General features: G+C 74.9%; 13 protein-coding genes. All 13 read right to left on the bottom strand.

Going from position 1 to position 16,419, the window contains the following annotated elements:
- Positions 1-3 precede the first annotated feature (3 nt).
- Entirely contained in the window at positions 4-1,404 is a 1,401-nt protein-coding gene (gene ftsZ, locus ACRYRX_RS10975; protein WP_432511955.1) for a cell division protein FtsZ, read from the bottom strand.
- 274 nt (positions 1,405-1,678) lie between these two features.
- Positions 1,679-2,632, bottom strand: coding sequence for a cell division protein FtsQ/DivIB (locus ACRYRX_RS10970; protein WP_432511954.1), 954 nt, complete (start codon positions 2,630-2,632; stop codon positions 1,679-1,681).
- Complete coding sequence (gene murC, locus ACRYRX_RS10965; RefSeq protein WP_432511953.1) at positions 2,632-4,023, bottom strand: UDP-N-acetylmuramate--L-alanine ligase; 1,392 nt, start codon at positions 4,021-4,023, stop codon at positions 2,632-2,634. Before murC ends, ACRYRX_RS10970 begins: the two co-directional genes overlap by 1 nt.
- Entirely contained in the window at positions 4,020-5,108 is a 1,089-nt protein-coding gene (gene murG, locus ACRYRX_RS10960; RefSeq protein WP_432511952.1) for an undecaprenyldiphospho-muramoylpentapeptide beta-N-acetylglucosaminyltransferase, read from the bottom strand. The genes murC and murG overlap by 4 nt, the downstream gene beginning before the upstream one ends.
- Positions 5,105-6,427 (bottom strand): putative lipid II flippase FtsW, encoded by a 1,323-nt coding sequence (gene ftsW, locus ACRYRX_RS10955; RefSeq protein WP_432511951.1) that lies wholly within the window; start codon positions 6,425-6,427, stop codon positions 5,105-5,107. Before ftsW ends, murG begins: the two co-directional genes overlap by 4 nt.
- Before the next feature lies 1 nt (position 6,428).
- The gene (gene murD, locus ACRYRX_RS10950; protein ID WP_432511950.1) at positions 6,429-7,994 is read right to left on the bottom strand and encodes a UDP-N-acetylmuramoyl-L-alanine--D-glutamate ligase; all 1,566 of its coding nucleotides are present in this window, start codon (positions 7,992-7,994) and stop codon (positions 6,429-6,431) included.
- Entirely contained in the window at positions 7,991-9,082 is a 1,092-nt protein-coding gene (gene mraY, locus ACRYRX_RS10945) for a phospho-N-acetylmuramoyl-pentapeptide-transferase (protein WP_432511949.1), read from the bottom strand. The genes murD and mraY overlap by 4 nt, the downstream gene beginning before the upstream one ends.
- On the bottom strand, positions 9,079-10,488 hold the full coding sequence (locus ACRYRX_RS10940; protein WP_432511948.1) for a UDP-N-acetylmuramoyl-tripeptide--D-alanyl-D-alanine ligase: 1,410 nt from the start codon (positions 10,486-10,488) through the stop codon (positions 9,079-9,081). Before ACRYRX_RS10940 ends, mraY begins: the two co-directional genes overlap by 4 nt.
- A complete protein-coding gene (locus ACRYRX_RS10935) occupies positions 10,485-12,035 on the bottom strand; it encodes a UDP-N-acetylmuramoyl-L-alanyl-D-glutamate--2,6-diaminopimelate ligase (RefSeq protein ID WP_432512018.1) in 1,551 nt (516 codons plus the stop codon). The genes ACRYRX_RS10940 and ACRYRX_RS10935 overlap by 4 nt, the downstream gene beginning before the upstream one ends.
- A gap of 90 nt (positions 12,036-12,125) precedes the next feature.
- Positions 12,126-13,964: a peptidoglycan D,D-transpeptidase FtsI family protein gene (locus ACRYRX_RS10930; protein WP_432511947.1), complete on the bottom strand. Its 1,839-nt coding sequence runs from the start codon at positions 13,962-13,964 to the stop codon at positions 12,126-12,128.
- Positions 13,965-14,064: 100 nt separating this feature from the next.
- Complete coding sequence (locus ACRYRX_RS10925) at positions 14,065-14,505, bottom strand: hypothetical protein (RefSeq protein WP_432511946.1); 441 nt, start codon at positions 14,503-14,505, stop codon at positions 14,065-14,067.
- Positions 14,505-15,656 carry a 16S rRNA (cytosine(1402)-N(4))-methyltransferase RsmH gene (rsmH, locus tag ACRYRX_RS10920; protein WP_432511945.1) on the bottom strand — a complete coding sequence of 384 codons (1,152 nt, stop codon included), beginning with the start codon at positions 15,654-15,656 and terminating at the stop codon, positions 14,505-14,507. The genes ACRYRX_RS10925 and rsmH overlap by 1 nt, the downstream gene beginning before the upstream one ends.
- A gap of 197 nt (positions 15,657-15,853) precedes the next feature.
- Positions 15,854-16,285: a division/cell wall cluster transcriptional repressor MraZ gene (mraZ, locus tag ACRYRX_RS10915; RefSeq protein WP_432511944.1), complete on the bottom strand. Its 432-nt coding sequence runs from the start codon at positions 16,283-16,285 to the stop codon at positions 15,854-15,856.
- Positions 16,286-16,419 lie beyond the last annotated feature (134 nt).

Below are 16,419 nucleotides of genomic sequence, written 5' to 3'. Positions count from 1 at the left end.
CCCTCACTTGAGGAAGTCGGGCACGTCCAGGTCGTCCTCCTCCGGGCGCACGCGACCGGGACGGCGGACGGCCGCGGTCTCCTGCGGCAGCTCGATGATGCGCGGCACCTGGACGGGATCGGGCGTCGGCACGACCTGGGGCGCCTGCTGGGCGTACTGCTGCTGCGGCTCGGGCGAGCGGTGCTGGGCCGGCGGCGGGGTCTGCTGCTGCGCGTACTGCTGCTGGGCGTACTGCGGCTGGGCGTACTGCGGCTGCGGGGCCGGCTGGGCGGGCTGCGGCGGGGCGTACGCCGGCTGCTGGGGCTGCGCCTGGGTGTACTGGGGCTGCGGGGCCGGGGTGTGGGTCGGCTCCGGCGCCGCCGAGGCCGGGCGGGTGGCGCGCGGGGGCACCGCGCTGGCCGGGACGGGGCGGCCGGAGACCTGCCCGAGGGCACGCTCGTCGCGACGCGTCTTGGGGGTGCCCGCGTCGAAGCCGGCGGCGATGACGGTCACGCGGACCTCGTCGCCGAGGGCGTCGTCGATGACCGTCCCGAAGATGATGTTCGCCTCGGGGTGGGCGGCCTCCTGGACCAGCCGGGCCGCCTCGTTGATCTCGTACAGGCCGAGGTCGGAGCCGCCCTGGATGGACAGCAGGACGCCGTGGGCGCCGTCGATGCTCGCCTCGAGCAGCGGGGAGTTGACCGCGGACTCCGCGGCGTGGATGGCCCGGTCGTCGCCGCGGGCCGAGCCGATGCCCATGAGGGCCGAACCGGCTCCCTGCATGACCGACTTGACGTCGGCGAAGTCGAGGTTGATCAGGCCGGGCGTGGTGATGAGGTCGGTGATGCCCTGGACCCCGGACAGCAGGACCTGGTCGGCCGACTTGAAGGCGTCGAGGATGCTGACCTGCTTGTCGGAGATCGACAGCAGCCGGTCGTTCGGGATGACGATGAGGGTGTCCACCTCGTCGCGCAGCTCGGCGATGCCGCTCTCGGCCGAGTTGGCCCGGCGGCGGCCCTCGAAGACGAACGGGCGGGTCACGACGCCGATGGTCAGGGCGCCGAGCGAACGGGCGATGCGGGCCACGACGGGGGCGCCGCCGGTGCCGGTGCCACCACCCTCACCGGCGGTGACGAAGACCATGTCGGCGCCCTTGAGCACCTCCTCGATCTCCTCGGCGTGGTCCTCGGCGGCCTTGCGGCCGACCTCGGGGTCCGCGCCGGCGCCGAGCCCGCGGGTGAGCTCGCGGCCGACATCGAGCTTGACGTCGGCGTCCGACATCAGCAGGGCCTGCGCATCGGTGTTGACGGCGATGAACTCGACGCCCTTGAGGCCGACCTCGATCATCCGGTTGACCGCGTTCACACCACCGCCGCCGACGCCGACGACCTTGATGACCGCTAGGTAGTTCTGCGGAGCTGCCACGGTGGTTGCCTCTCGCCTCTTTCGCCTGATCTGTCTGTTCGATGGAGCCAACCCTGACCCTCAGGTAGAGGGTCAACGTTATGTCATCTTCTTCTGGGCGTGACCGTAGGGAGCGAAGCGGCCCGACTGCAACCGATCGTGCGGCGTGTCGCGACAACACCCCGAGCAGACGGGTGATCCAGCCCTCAAATCGCTGTGGGTACTCAGGAAGTGACGCGCAGTGGTTGAGGCGTGACCGGCACGACCTGCTGCGGTCCCCTCGAGACCCCCGGCCTCAGGGGGTGACGGCCGGGGCGTCCGGGGCCGACACGTCCACGCTGCGCGCCCCGGCCACCGCGTCCTCGGCCAGCAGGCGCAGGAGCACCTCGCTCTTGCGCTCGGGGCGGCCGTCGTCGCCCCAGAACACCTGCGGGCCACCCTCGACGTGCAACGTCACCGCGTCCGGACCCGTCGCCGAGATCGACGACACCCGGCTGCGCAGCTCGTTCGACAGCGTCGCGTTCACCGCGATCGCCGTCGTCAGCGCGTCGCTGCCCGCCGCCGCGACGTCCACCTCGAGGGTCGGCACACCGGCCGGGGCGTCCGCCTCGTGGACGAGGACGTTGCCCTCGCCGTCGACGAGGTCCACGCCCCCCGCCGTGGAGGGCACGGCCGCGACGGCCTGGCGCTCGTGCACGGTCACGACGAGGGTCGAGGGCCAGGACCGGGTGATGTCGACCCGCTCCACCAGCGGCAGGTCCTCGACCGTGCGGCTGAGCGACCGAGTGTTCACCCCGGCCAGCGCGGTTCCGCGGGCCCGGTCGAGGATCGAGGCCACCGCGGCCGGGTCGGTGCGCACCAGACCCGTCGTGCGGATCGTCTCGACCCGCAGCCACGGCGAGGCCAGCAGCAACCAGCCGACGGCGACGGCCAGGACGACCAGGCCCGCCAGGACGCCCAGCGCCCGCCGGCCCGGCCGCCAGCGGCGCGCCTTGCGGGCCCCGGCCAGGTCGGCGACGTCGGCCCGCGTCCGCGTCCGCGACCGCTCCGCGGCCTTCGGCGGGGCGGTGCGCGAGGGCGCGGCCCGGCGCGGCGCTGGTCGCGCCGGCGTCGACGAGGCCCGCGACACCGTCGTGGACGTGCCCGCCGCCCGCAGCGCGCGGCGCCGCTGCGGGGTGCCGGCCACCTTCGCCTCGGGCTCGGGCGGGACGGACGGCGGCTGCCGCGGCCGCGTCGGGCGCGAAGCCATCAGCGGGCCGCCAGCGCGTCGAGGACCCGCGGGCCCAGGAGCGTGACGTCCCCGGCCCCCACCGTCAGCAGCAGGTCCCCCGGGCGCACCAGGCCGGCGAGCACCCCGGTCGCCGCGTCGAACTCGGGGACGAACCGCACGTGCTCGGCGGGCAGCGGGACCGCGTCGGCCACCAGCGCCCCGGTGACCTCCGGGTCCGGGTCCTCCCGGGCCACGTAGACGTCGAGGACGACGACCTCGTCGGCCAGCCCCAGCGCCCGGCCGAACTCGGCCGCGAACGTGCGGGTGCGGCTGACCAGGTGCGGCTGGAACACCACGACCACCCGTCCGTCCCCGGCGACCGGCCGGGCCGCGCGCAGCAGCGCCTCCACCTCGGTGGGGTGGTGGGAGTAGTCGTCGACGACGCGCACACCGGCCGCCTCGCCCTTCGGCTCGAACCGGCGCCGCGCCCCGCCGAACCGGGCCAGCCCCTCCAGCACCGGAGCGGGGTCGGCCCCCAGCTCCACGGCGGCGCAGTAGGCCGCCGCCGCGTTGCGCAGGTTGTGCTCGCCGGGCACGACGAGCCGCAGGTCCCGGCGGACCCCGTCGTCGTCCAGGACCGCGCTCGGGGCGGTGCCCAGCCGGACGTCGGTCAGCCGGACGTCGGCGGCCCCGGACGTGCCGTACGTGCGGACGCGGACGCCCCGGTCGACGGCCGTGCGCGCCAGGGCCGCCGACCCCGGGTCGTCGGCGCACGCCACGAGCAGGCCCCCCGGCCGCAACCGGGCCAGGAACTCCTCGAACGCGGCGGCGTAGGCCTGCGCGGTGCCGTAGTGGTCGAGGTGGTCGGGCTCGACGTTCGTCACGACGTCGACGACGGGCTCGTACTCGCGGAAGGACCCGTCGGACTCGTCGGCCTCGGCGACGAAGGGGCCCGACCCGTGCCGCGCTCCCCCGTCGCTGCCGCCGGTCAGCTCCCCGCCGATCGCGTAGGAAGGGTCCAGACCGGCGGCGACGAGCGCCACCGCGAGCATCGAGGTGGTCGTCGTCTTGCCGTGGGTGCCGGCCACGGCCACCCCCGGCCGGCCGGCCATGAGGGCGGCCAGGGCCTGGGAGCGGTGCAGCACCCGCAGCCCCCGCTCCCGGGCCGCGACGAGCTCGGGGTTCGCGGCGCGCACGGCCGAGCTGACCACGAGGGTGTCCCCGGGCCCGAGGTCGCCCAGGTTCGCCGGGTCGTGCCCGACGAAGGTGCGGATGCCGAGCTCGGCGAGCCGCCGCAGCGTGGGCGAGTCGACGGAGTCGGTGCCCGAGACGACCACGCCGCGGGCGGCGAGCAGGCGGGCGACCCCGGAGACCCCGACACCGCCGAGGCCGAGCAGGTGCACCCGGCCCAGGTCCGCGAGCGCGCTCACCGGGCCGCCGCCTCGACGAGGTCGGCGAGGCGCTCGGCCCCGTCGTGGACCCCGAACCCCGCGGCGGCGCGCGCGGTGGCGGCCAGGGCGGCGGGGTCGGTCAGCAGCGGCAGCACGCGCGAGCGCACGAAGGCGACGTCCAGGTCGGCGTCGGCGACCAGCAGCCCGCCACCGGCCGCGACGACCGACTCGGCGTTGCGCCGCTGCTCGCCGTTGCCGATGGGCAGCGGGACGTAGACCCCGGGCAGGCCGAGCGCGGTCAGCTCGCTGACCGTCCCCGCGCCGCTGCGCCCCAGGACCAGGTCGGCGGCGGCGTAGGCGGTGTCCATCCCGTCGAGGTACTCGCGCACGACGTACCGGGAGGGGTCGACGCCGTCGGCGAGGGGGACGGACTTGCCCCGGCCGCAGGCGTGCAGGACCTGCACGCCGGCCGCGGTCAGGTCCGGCGCGCAGGCGCCGAGGACGTCGTTGATGCGCTGGGCCCCCAGCGACCCGCCCGTCACGAGCAGCGTCGGGGTGTCGGGGTCGAGCCCGAGGTCGGTGCGGGCGGCGCGGCGGCGGGCGTCCCGGTCGGTCGCCGCGGCCAGGGCGACGACCTCGGCGCGCAGCGGCATGCCGGTGTGGACGGCGCGCGGCAACGGGGTGCCGGGGAAGGTGACCGCGGTGCTGCGGGCCCACCGGGCCCCGAGCCGGTTGGCGATGCCGGGCAGCGCGTTCTGCTCGTGCACGACGATCGGGACGCCGGCGCGGCGGGCGGCGAGGTAGGCGGGGACGGCGACGTAGCCGCCGTACCCCACGACGACGTCGGCCCGCACGTCGCGGATCGCCCCGGCCGCCCCGGCGACGGCGGCGCGCAGCCGGCCGGGCAGCCGCAGCAGGTCGCCCGACGGCTTGCGCGGCAGCGGCACGCGCGGCACCACGGCCAGGTCGTACCCGCGCTGGGGCACCAGGCGGGCTTCCAGCCCCTCGGCGGTGCCCAGGACGAGGACCCCCGCCGCCGGGTCCCGGCGGCGCAGGAGGTCGGCGGTGGCCAGCAGCGGGGCGACGTGCCCCGTCGAGCCGCCACCGGCGAGCAGGACGTTCACCGCTGACCCTTCGTCGTGCGTGTGCGGGTGGAGCGCCCCCGCTGCGGGAGGACGGCCAGGGAGCGGGCGACGACGGACTCGCGGGCCCGGATCGCCTCGGGTGCGCCCGGTTCGGCGCGGGCGAAGGACAGCAGGATCCCGATGCCCAGCATCGTCAGCAGCAGCGCGGAACCGCCGTGGGAGATGAGCGGCAGCGGGACGCCGATGACGGGCAGCAGGCTCAGCACGACGCCGATGTTCAGCACCGCCTGGCCGAGGATCCACGCGCCGATGCCGGCCACGACGAGCTTGGTGTAGAAGCTCTCCGAGCGCCGCACCAGCCGCAGCACCATGAGGGCCAGGACGGCGAACAGGACGAGGATCGTCAGCGTCCCGGGCAGCCCGAGCTCCTCGCCGATGATCGCGAAGATGAAGTCGTTGTGGGCCTCCGGCAGCCACGACCACTTCTCCCGGCTGGCGCCCAGGCCCAGGCCCCAGAACCCCCCGGAGGCCAGGGCGTACTTGCCCTGGACGGGTTGCCAGGCCAGTCCTTGGATCTGCTCGGAGGTCGTGGCCGCGCCGGAGAGCCAGTCCTGCACCCGGTGCATCCGGTTCTCGCTGGTCACCACGAGCAGCGTCACGAGCACCAGCGCCCCGGCGCCGGCCAGGGCGAACCAGCGGCCGGGGATGCCGGCGACCCACAGCATCACCACGACCACGCCGATCATGATCAGCGCGGTCCCGAGGTCGCGGGACAGCAGCACCAGGCCCACGGTGAGGCCGACGGGCAGGACCATCGCCCCGGCCAGCTTCAGCGGCTCGCCCAGCGCGTCCCGCCGCCGGGTCAGCGCGAGCGAGAGGGCCAGGACCAGCGCCACCTTGGCCGCCTCCGACGGCTGCCCGCGCAGGGGCCCGATCTCGATCCAGTTCCGGTTCCCGCCGACCTCGATGCCGATGCCCGGGACGAACACCAGCAGCTGCAGCAGCGCCGACCCCAGCAGCGCCGGGATCGCCAGCCGCTGCCAGGCCCGGGCCGGGACGCGGCTGGCCACGACCAGGACGATCCCGCCGAGCACCGCGAACATGGCCTGGCTCTTGAAGATGGCGTAGGGCGACCCGTTCGCGGTCAGCGACTCGACGCTGGAGCTGGACAGCACCATGACCAGCCCGATGACGACGAGCACGGACGTGGTGGCCAGCAGCACGTGGTGCGTCGCCAGCGGGGAGTCCAGCAGGCGGGTGCGCTCGCGGACCCACTCCCCCGTGGCGCCCAGCCACTCCGGGCGGCGGGAGCGGGACACCCAGCCCGGGACGCGCTGGCGGGTCCCCTCGACGGCCACCTCAGGCCCCCGCGGCGAACCGTCGGGTGACGGCGGCGGCGAACTCGTCCCCGCGGTGGCCGTACGAGCGGAACTGGTCCCACGAGGCGCAGGCCGGGGCCAGCAGCACCGCGTCCCCCGCGCGGGCGTGCTCGGCGGCGCGCGCCACGACGGAGTCCATCAGCTCGCTCACGGACCCATCCTGCGGGAGGTCGACCAGCACCACGGGGACCTCGGGGGCGTGTCGCCGCAGCGCCCGGGCCACCAGCTCGCGGTCGCGGCCGATGAGCACCGCGGCGCGCAGCCGGCCCGCGTGCGCCGTGACGAGGTCGTCGAACGCGGCGCCCTTGGCGTCGCCGCCGGCGATCCACACGACGTGCTCGAAGGCCGACAGCGAGGCGTTCGCGGCGTGCGCGTTGGTGGCCTTGGAGTCGTCGACGTACCGCACCCCGGCCGAGCGCCGCGGGTCCAGCACGGTCGCGACCCGGTGCGGGGCGGGGCGGAAGGCGAGGACGCCGTCGCGGACGGCGACCTGCGGGACGCCGTGCGCGCGGGCCAGCGCCGCGGCGGCCAGCACGTTCTCGACGGTGTGCGGCGGTACCGGGTCGTCCGACCCCTCCGGCCGCAGGTCCTTCAGCGAGCACAGCTCCGCGGCGTGGGACTGGCGCTGCTCGACGAAGGCGCGGTCGCACAGGACGTCCTCGACCAGGCCGAGCATGGACAGCCGCGGCGCCGCGCGGGTGAACCCGATCGCGCGGGCGCCCTCGACCACGTCGGCCTCGCGCACGAGGTCCTCGGTGCGGGGGTCGGCGACGTTGTACACGCAGGCGATCTCGGTGTTCTGGTAGATGCGCCCCTTGGCCAGGGCGTACGCCTCCAGCGAGCCGTGCCAGTCCAGGTGGTCGGGGGCGATGTTGAGGACGGCCGAGGCCCGGGGGCGCACGGAGGCCTCCAGGTCGGTCGACAGCCAGTGCAGCTGGTAGCTGGACAGCTCCACCGCGAGGACCTCGTACCCGGCGGGGTGGCGCAGCGCCTCCACCAGGGGCGTGCCGACGTTCCCGGCGCTGGTGGCGCGCAGGCCCGCGGCCCGCAGCATCGAGGCGAGCAGCTCCACCACGGTCGTCTTGCCGTTGGTGCCCGTCAGGGTCAGCCACGGCGCCGCGCCGGTCTCGGGCCGCAGGCGCCAGGCCAGTTCCACGTCGCCCCACACCGGGACCCCGGCCAGGGCGGCGGAGACGAGCAGCGGGGCGTCGGGGTGCCAGCCCGGGGAGGTGACGACGAGGTCGAAGGCGTCCCACGGTGCGGGTGGTGCGGTGACGTGCTCGGGACCGAGGTGGACGCGAGCGCCGAGGACCTCCAGCAGCTGCGCCTTCTCGCGCTGGGCCTCCCCCGTCGCGGCGTCGACGACGACGACCTCGGCGCCGACCTCGAGGAGGGCGTCGGCCGCGGCGAAACCGGACACGCCGATGCCGGTGACGAGGGTGCGCAGCCCGGCCCACCGGGAGGTGGCGTGGCGCAGCTCGCGGACGCGGTCGGTGTCGTCGGCGCGCGGGTTGGGGTTGCCGAGCCAGGACTCGAAGACGGTCACGCGCCGGTCACCCACTGCGCGTAGAAGATGCCCAGGCCGAGGGAGACGAACAGCCCGGCGACGATCCAGAACCGGATGACGATCGTGACCTCGCCCCAGCCGGCCAGTTCGAAGTGGTGCTGCAGCGGGGCCATCCGGAACAGGCGCTTGCCGGTGAGCTTGAACCCGCCGACCTGCAGGATGACCGACAGCGTGATGATGACGAACAGCCCGCCGAGGATGACCAGCAGGATCTGGGTGCGGGACAGGATGGCCAGCCCGGCCAGCGCCCCGCCGAGGGCGAGGGACCCGGTGTCACCCATGAAGATCTTCGCGGGGCTGGCGTTCCACCACAGGAACCCGAAGCAGGCCCCCATGACGGCGGCCGCCACGACGGCGAGGTCGCGGGGGTCGCGGACCTCGTAGCAGCGGGCCTCGACCTCGGCGAGGCTGTAGCAGCTCTGGTTCGACTGGAACGTGCAGATGAGGACGTAGGCGGCCAGGACCATCGTCGTGGCCCCCGTCGCGAGCCCGTCGAGCCCGTCGGTGAGGTTCACGCCGTTGCTGACGGCGGAGGTGATGAGCAGCACCCAGACGACGAAGGCGATGGTGCCGCCGATCGCCCCGAACCAGGCGAGGTCGAGCGGGGTGTCGCGCAGCACCGAGATGTGCGTGGACGCCGGGGTCGCGCCGCCCTTGTCGTCGGCGGGGAACTGCAGGGCCAGCACGGCGAACGCGATGCCGACGATCCCCTGGCCGATGAGCTTGGCCCGGGCGGTGAGGCCGAGGCTGCGCTGCTTGGAGATCTTCAGGAAGTCGTCGAGGAAACCGACGATCCCCAGCCCCGTCATGAGCCCCAGGACGAGCAGCCCGGACGCCGTGGGCGCCCGGCCGGTGAACAGGTGCGCCGCGGCGTACGCCAGCAGCGCGGCGAGGATGATGACGACCCCGCCCATGGTGGGGGTGCCGCGCTTGGTGTGGTGGGTCGTCGGCCCGTCGTCGCGGACGAACTGGCCGTACTTGCGGTGCACGAGCCACCGGATGTACAGCGGCGTCCCGAAGAGGGCGACGACGAGCGAGAACGCTCCCGCGATGAGGACGGTCCTCACTTCTCCGACGCCTCCGCACTGATCAGGGTCTGGGCGAGCCGGGCCAGGCCCGCTCCGTTGGACGACTTCACGAGGACCACGTCCCCGGGTTGGAGCCGGGGTTCGAGGAACTCCAGGGCGGCGTCGACGTCCTCGGCGAACGCGGCCTCATCGCCCCAGGAACCCTCCATCACCGCGCCGGTGTAGACGGGGCGCGCGCCGGCGCCGACGACGAGGAGCTGGTCGACGTCGAGCCGGACCACGGTGCGGCCCACGACGTCGTGCTCGTCGCGGGAGGCGGGGCCCAGTTCGAGCATCTCCCCCAGCACCGCCCAGGTGCGGCGGGCCCCGGCCATCTGGACGAGGGCCTTCAGCGCCGCGCGCACGGAGTCGGGGTTGGCGTTGTAGGCGTCGTGCACGATCGTCACGCCGTCGGCGCGCTCGACGACCTGCATGCGGCCGGGGCTCGTGACCTCCGCCTCCGACAGCGCCCGCGCGACGTCGGCCAGCGGGCTCCCGGTGCCGAGGGCGACGGCGGCCGCGGCGAGCGCGTTCGTCACCTGGTGCTCCCCGTGCAGGCGCAACCGGACGTCGGCGGCCTCGGACCCGGTGCGCAGGACGAACCGGGCGCGGGCGCGGTCGTCGAGCGCGACGTCGTCGGCGCGGACGTCGGCGTGCGGGCTGCGGCCGAACGTCAGGACCCGCGCGGTGGTGCGGGAGGCCATCGCGGCGACCCGGTCGTCGTCGGCGTTGAGCACCGCGAGCCCGTCGGGCCGCAGGGCCTCGACGAGTTCGCCCTTGGCCTGCGCGGTGGCCTCCAGAGAGCCGAACTCCCCGGCGTGGGCGGCGCCGACGACGAGCTCGACGCCGACGTCGGGGCGGGCCACGGCGCACAGCCGGGCGATGTGCCCGATCCCGCGGGCCCCCATCTCCACGACGAGGGAGCGCGTCGACCCGTCGGCGCGCAGCACGGTCAGCGGGGCGCCGATCTCGTTGTTGAAGCTGCCCTGCGGGGCGACGACGGGCCCGGGCAGCACCTGGGCCAGCAGGTCCTTGGTCGTGGTCTTGCCCTGGGACCCGGTGACCCCGACCACCAGCGGGCCGGCGCCGTCGCGGCGCAGGCGGTCGAGGACCCCGGCGGCCAGGCGGCCGAGGGCGGCGACGCCGTCCTCGACGAGCACCAGGGCGGCCGGGTCGGGCAGGTCGACGACGCGCTCGGCGAGGACGACGGTCGCCCCGGCGCGCACGGCGGCCGCGGCGTACTCGGCGCCGTCGACCCGTTCCCCGGGCAGGGCCACGAACAGCGCACCCGGTGCGGCGGCGCGGGAGTCGATGACCACCGGTCCTTGCGTCCGGGCCGTCGGCGGCCCGCTGCGGACCTCGCCCCCGGCCAGTTCCGCGACCTCGGCCGCGGTCAGCGCGATCACTGCGTACCTCCTCGCGCGGCGTGCACCGCGAGCCATTCCTCGAGTTCTCGGGCGGCGACCTCGCGGTCGTCGAACGGGGCGACGACCCCGGCGGTCTCCTGGCCCCGTTCGTGGCCCTTGCCGGCGAGCAGGACGGTGTCCCCCGGGCCGGTGCAGCGGGCCAGGGCCGCGGCGACCGCGGCGCGCCGGTCGGGCACCTCGACGACCTCGGCCGATCCCCCGGCCACCGACCGCGCGCCGGACAGGACGGCGGCGCGGACGGCGGCCGGGTCCTCCGAGCGGGGGTTGTCGTCGGTGACGACGGCGACGTCGGCGGCCGCGGCGACGGCGGCGCCCATGAGCGGGCGCTTGCCGCGGTCGCGGTCCCCGCCGGCGCCGAAGACGGCCACCAACCGGCCCGGGGTGGCCTCCCGCAGCGTCCGCAGCACGCGGTCGAGGGCGTCGGGGGTGTGCGCGTAGTCCACGACGACGAGCGGAGCCCCCTCGCGCACCACGGGCTGCATGCGGCCGGGGACCCCCTCGGCCGCGGCCAGCGCGCCGGGGAGCAGGTCCGGGTCGAGGCCGAGCTCGAGGGCGGCGACGACGGCGAGCGCCGCGTTCGCGACGTTGAACTCCCCCGGCAGCGGGCAGCGCAGGTGCAGGTCGACCTCGCGGCCCGGCTCGCCGCCGGTCAGCCGGAACGTGCTGCCGGCGCGTTCGCCGTGGACCTCCCGCACGCGCCAGTCCCCCTCGGGCCCGACGGTGCTGACGGGCACGGTGGCCCGGTCCGCGAGCCGCTCGCCCCAGCGGTCGGGGTCGGTGGGGTCGACCCAGACGACACCGCACCGGGAGTGCCCGGGGGTGAACAGGGCGGCCTTGGCCTCGAAGTACCCCTGCATGGACCCGTGGAAGTCCAGGTGGTCCTGGGACAGGTTGGTGAACGCGGCGACGTCGACGACGAGCCCGTCGACCCGGTGCTGGGCCAGGGCGTGCGAGGACACCTCCAGGGCGCAGCCGCGCACGCCCGCGGCGACCATCCGCGCCAGCAGGGCGTGCAGGTCGGGGGCCTCGGGGGTGGTGCGGACGCTGCTGATGCGCTCCCCGGCGATGCGGGTCTCGATCGTCCCGAGCAGCCCCGTGGTCCAGCCGGCGGCGCGCAGCAGCGACTCCACGAGGTAGGCCGTGGTCGTCTTGCCGTTCGTCCCGGTCACCCCGACGGTCCGCAGCGCCCGCCCGGGGTGGCCGTGGACGCGGGCGGCCAGGTCTCCCAGCACGGCGCGGGGGTCGTCGACGACGAGGACGGGCAGACCCGTGGCGGCGGCGTCCGGCTGCCCGGCGGGGTCGGTGAGCACGGCCACCGCGCCCGCGGTGGCGGCCTGCGCGCTGAACCGCGCGCCGTGGACGTTGGCCCCGGGCAGCGCCGCGTAGAGGTCGCCGGGCTGGACGCGGCGGGAGTCGAGGGTGACTCCGGTGACCGTCGTGGGGGGGTGGGCGGTCGACGCACCGGGGAGAGGGGTGCCGAGGACCTGGGCCAGGTCCCCGAGGGTGGGTCGTTCGCCGTCGGTCATCGGCACGGTGGGAGGCTACCCGCCCCGGCCGCCCGGTCCGCACCGGTCGTCCCGTGTCGCACCGTCGAGGTGTCGCTCATCGTGCCGGACTCACTGCCCCACCGTGTCGCCGACCGCGCCCGTGCTGATCGACTGCTCGGCCGCCTCGTCGCCGCCCCACGTCAGGGGCAGGTCCGCCGGGGGTTCGGCGGAGGGGGCGACCCCGCGCCGCGCCAGCGCGTAGGTCATGACGTCCTTGAACACCGGGCCGGCGGCCGAACCGCCGTAGTAGTTCGTCTTGGGGTCCTGCAGGATCACCGCGACCACGAGTTCGGGGTCGTCGGCCGGGGCCAGGCCGATGAAGGAGGCGGTGTACCCGTCGTACCGGCCGAGGTCCACGTCGTACCGGTTGGCGGTGCCCGTCTTGCCGGCCACCAGGTACCCGGGGATCTCCGCGGCGGCCGCGGTGCCGGCCTCGCTGACGACGGACTGCATCATGTCCCGCAACGTCTTCGCGGTCGTGGCGCTGACCACCCGGGAGGTCTGCCCACCCGGTTCGGCCCGGTAGTTCCCGTCCGGGTCGGAGGTCCCGGCGATGAGCGTGGGCTCGACCCGCACGCCGTCGTTGGCGATGGTCGCGAACACCGACGCCGCCTGGACGGCCGTCACCGACAGGCCCTGGCCGAACATGACGGTGTACCGCTGGGTCCCGGAGTACTTCGCCGGGTCGCCCAGGATGCCCGCGCTCTCACCGGGGAACTTCAGCGTCGTCTTGGCGCCGAACCCGAACGCCAGGTGGTAGTCGTGCAGGATCGTCGAGGTCGTCTTCAGGTCGGCGTTCAGCTTCTCCCCGGCCAGGATCGTCCCGATGTTGCTGGAGACGGCGAGGATGCCGGCGAGGGTGAGCTTCTCGTCGCCGTGCTCGTGGGAGTCGTGGAACGCCTTGTCGTACTTCACGAGTTCGCCGGGGACCGTGAACCTGCTGTCGGCGGTGACGACGCCCTCCTCCAGGGCCGCGGCCAGGGTGACGACCTTCGCGGTCGACCCGGGTTCGAAGACCTTGGTGAGGGCGGTGTTCTGCAGCTGGTCGTTGGTCAGGCCGACGAGGTTCGTCGGGTCCAGGCTGGGCGCGCTGGCCAGGGCGAGCAGCCGCTGCTGCCTGTCCATGATGACGACGGTGCCGGACTCGGCGCCCGTCTCGGCGACCTTGGCCGCGATGGCGCTCTGCGCCTTCCACTGCAGGTCCGAGTCGATCGTCAGGTGCAGCGACGTCCCGTCGACGGGTTCGGCGGTCTCGCTGTCCCCCAGCGGGATCTCCTGGCCGCCGGCGCTGCGCTCGTACCGCATCCAGCCGTCGGTACCGACCAGCAGGGAGTTGCGCGCCATCTCCAGACCCGAGAGGGGGTGGTCGGTGAACTCGCCCGCCTCCGTCTCCTCGGGGGTGCCCAGGATTCCGACGAGGGTCGAGGACGCCGCGCCGGTCGGGTAGATGCGCTGGGTCTGGCGCTGGGAGGTGATGCCGCTGATCCCGAGGTCGGAGACCTGCTGCCACAGCTGCGGGGTGATGCCCACCGCGACGACCGCGTACCGGTTGGTCCCGGTCAGCTTGGCCGTCAGGGTCGCCGGGTCGATGCCCAGGACCGGGGCCAGGAGCGCGGCGGCCCCCTCCGGGCCGGTGCCGCGACCCTCCTTGTACGGCTTGCCGTTGCGCAGGTTGAACCCGCCGATGGTCAACGGGTCGGCGATGACGTCGCGCCGTTCCACCGACGTGGCCAGCACCACCCCCGAGGAGTCGAGGATGTCACCGCGCTTGGCGTACAGCGTCGTCGTCGACGTCCGCTGGTCCAGCGCGTCCTTCGCCAGCTGCGAGGCGTCGGCGCCCTGCAGCTGGACCAGGCGGCCACCGAGCACGGTCAACCCGCCCAGGACGCCGAGGGTGTAGACGCGCATCCTCATGTCCGGGCGCGGCGCGTCGGGACGGGACGCGCCGGGGCGACGTGGACGGGACACGCGGTGACCTCTCGGGCTCAGGACGGGTGGGCGGCTGTCGTCAGTTCGCCGGGGTCCGGCCCTGGGTCCCGGCGGTGGCGGACGGGGTGGGGGCCGGGTTGGCCTCGCCCACCGCGCCGGAACCCGTCAGGTGCACCGCGTCGGGGGCGGGGACCATCCCGAGCTCGGCGGCGCGGGCGGCGAGCTGCTCGGGCGAGGACTGCCGGGCCAGCGACTCGGCGACGGCCTGCTGCTGGTCGGCGATGCGCCCGGACGTCACCTGCAGGTCGGTGATCTCGTAGGCGTCGCCGGCGATGGCGATGTTCGTCATGAGCAGCCCGAGCAGTCCCAGGGTCAGCAGCACGACGCAGGCGACCGGCAGCGGCAACCGCAGCCGGTGCCGCACGGGCGGGGCGATGACCTGGAGTTCGGGGCGGGCGTCCGGGGACGTCTTGAGCTGGCGGACCGGAGCGTTCCGGGCCGCGATCAGGGGCTGGCTCATCACGGCGTCCTTCCGTCGGTCGTGCCGGGCTCGTCCGGCTCGAGGTCCTGCTGCGGGCGGCGGTTCCGCGTCGTCGGCTGCGGGCGGCGGTTCCCCGGGGCACCCCGTCCTGGACCGCGTCCGGTGGAACCGGCTCGATCCTCGTCCGGCAACCGGCGCACCGCACGCAGGCGCGCCGAGGCCGCACGGGGATTCTCCGCGAGTTCGGCCTCGCCGGCCTGTTCCCCCCCGCGGGTGAGGAGTTCGGCCCGGGGTCCGGAACCGGCGGGGACGAACGGCAGGTCGGGGGGCGCCGAACTCGTGGACAGTTCCCGCAGGACGTTCTTGGTGATGCGGTCCTCGAGGGAGTGGAACGTCAGGACGGCGAGCCGGCCGTCGGGCGCCAGCCGTTCGAAGGCCGCCGGCAGGGTCCGCTCGACGACCCCGAGTTCGTCGTTCACGGCGATGCGCAGCGCCTGGAACGTGCGTTTGGCGGGGTTGCCCCCGGTGCGCCGGGCGGCGGCGGGGACGTTGGCGCGCACCAGGTCCACGAGCCGTGCGGAGTTCGTGAAGGGTTCGGTCGCGCGTTCGCGCAGGACCGCCGACGCGATCCGCGGGGCGAACTTCTCCTCGCCGTACACCCGCAGCACCCGCGTCAGCTCCCCGTGCGACAGGGTGTTCAGCAGGTCGGCCGCCGTCGGGCCCGTGGCCGGGTCCATCCGCATGTCCAGCGCGGTGTCGCGCGCGTAGGAGAAACCCCGCTCGTCGTCGTCGAGCTGGAGCGAGGAGACCCCGAGGTCGAGGAACACGGCGTCGACCGCGTCGAGGCCGAGTTCGTCGAGCGCGTCGGTGAAGCGGTCGGAGACGCTGTGCACGAACGTGACCCGGCCGGCGAACTCGTGGAGGCGGTGCGCGGCCAGTTCGAGCGCGTGCGGGTCGCGGTCCATGCCCACCAGGCGCAGGCCCGGGTGGCGGCGCAGGAGTTCGGCGGCGTGCCCGCCCATGCCGAGGGTGAGGTCGACGCTGACGGCACCCGGCCGGGTCAGGGCCGGCGAGAGCACCTCGGTGCAGCGCGAGAGCAGGACGGGGGCGTGCCGGGCGGCGGCGTGGGCGGCGAGGTCGGCGGCGGAACCGTCCCGGGGCGCGACCGCGACGGGACGCTGCTCGCCCACCGTGCCCACCCCCTGCTCCACCCGCTCGAGCCGTTCCCTGTCCCGTGTCCTGCCGTCGTGCGCCGTCGGACGGGGTCCCCATCCGCTCGTGCCCGTCGGCCCTGGCACCGGGGAAGTGGTGTCAGGACCGCCGGGTCCGAGCGGCTGGAGGCCGCGTCCGGCGGTTCCCCCGAGCCTCGACCGGACTCGGGAGGGGATCAGAGGATCCCCGGCAGGACCTCCCCGTCACGTTCGGCGAAGGAGGTCTCCGCACCTGCCAGGTAGGCGTCCCAGGTCGGGGCGTCCCAGACCTCGACCCGGCTGCCGGCGCCGATGACGGCGACGTCCCGGTCCAGGCCCGCGTACTGCCGCAGGTTCGGTGGGATGGTGAAGCGGCCCTGCTTGTCCGGCATCTCGCTCGAGGCACCCGACAGGAAGACGCGCTGGTAGTCGCGCGCCTCCTTGCTGGTGAGCGGCGCCCGCCGCAGCTCCTCGTGCATCTGCTGGAACTCCTGCATGGTGAAGATGAAGAGGCAGCGGTCCTGCCCCCGGGTGATGACCAGTCCGTCGAGCAGCTGGTCCCGGAAGCGCGCCGGGAGGATCAACCGCCCCTTGTCGTCCAGACGGGGGGTGTGGGTGCCCAGGAACACCGCGCAACCCCCACCGGACGGTCTTGTTGTCCTCGTCGAGTCCTGCTGCCCGGCCCTGTCTGGACCGCGCTCCTCCACGGTACTCCACTTTCCTCCACCGTCAACGTCAGTCGACCCAGAGTGACGGCGTGACT

The organism is Kineococcus lubricus, assembly GCF_050871965.1.
GTDB lineage: Bacteria > Actinomycetota > Actinomycetes > Actinomycetales > Kineococcaceae > Kineococcus.
This window is presented reverse-complemented; position numbering and strand designations above follow the sequence as displayed.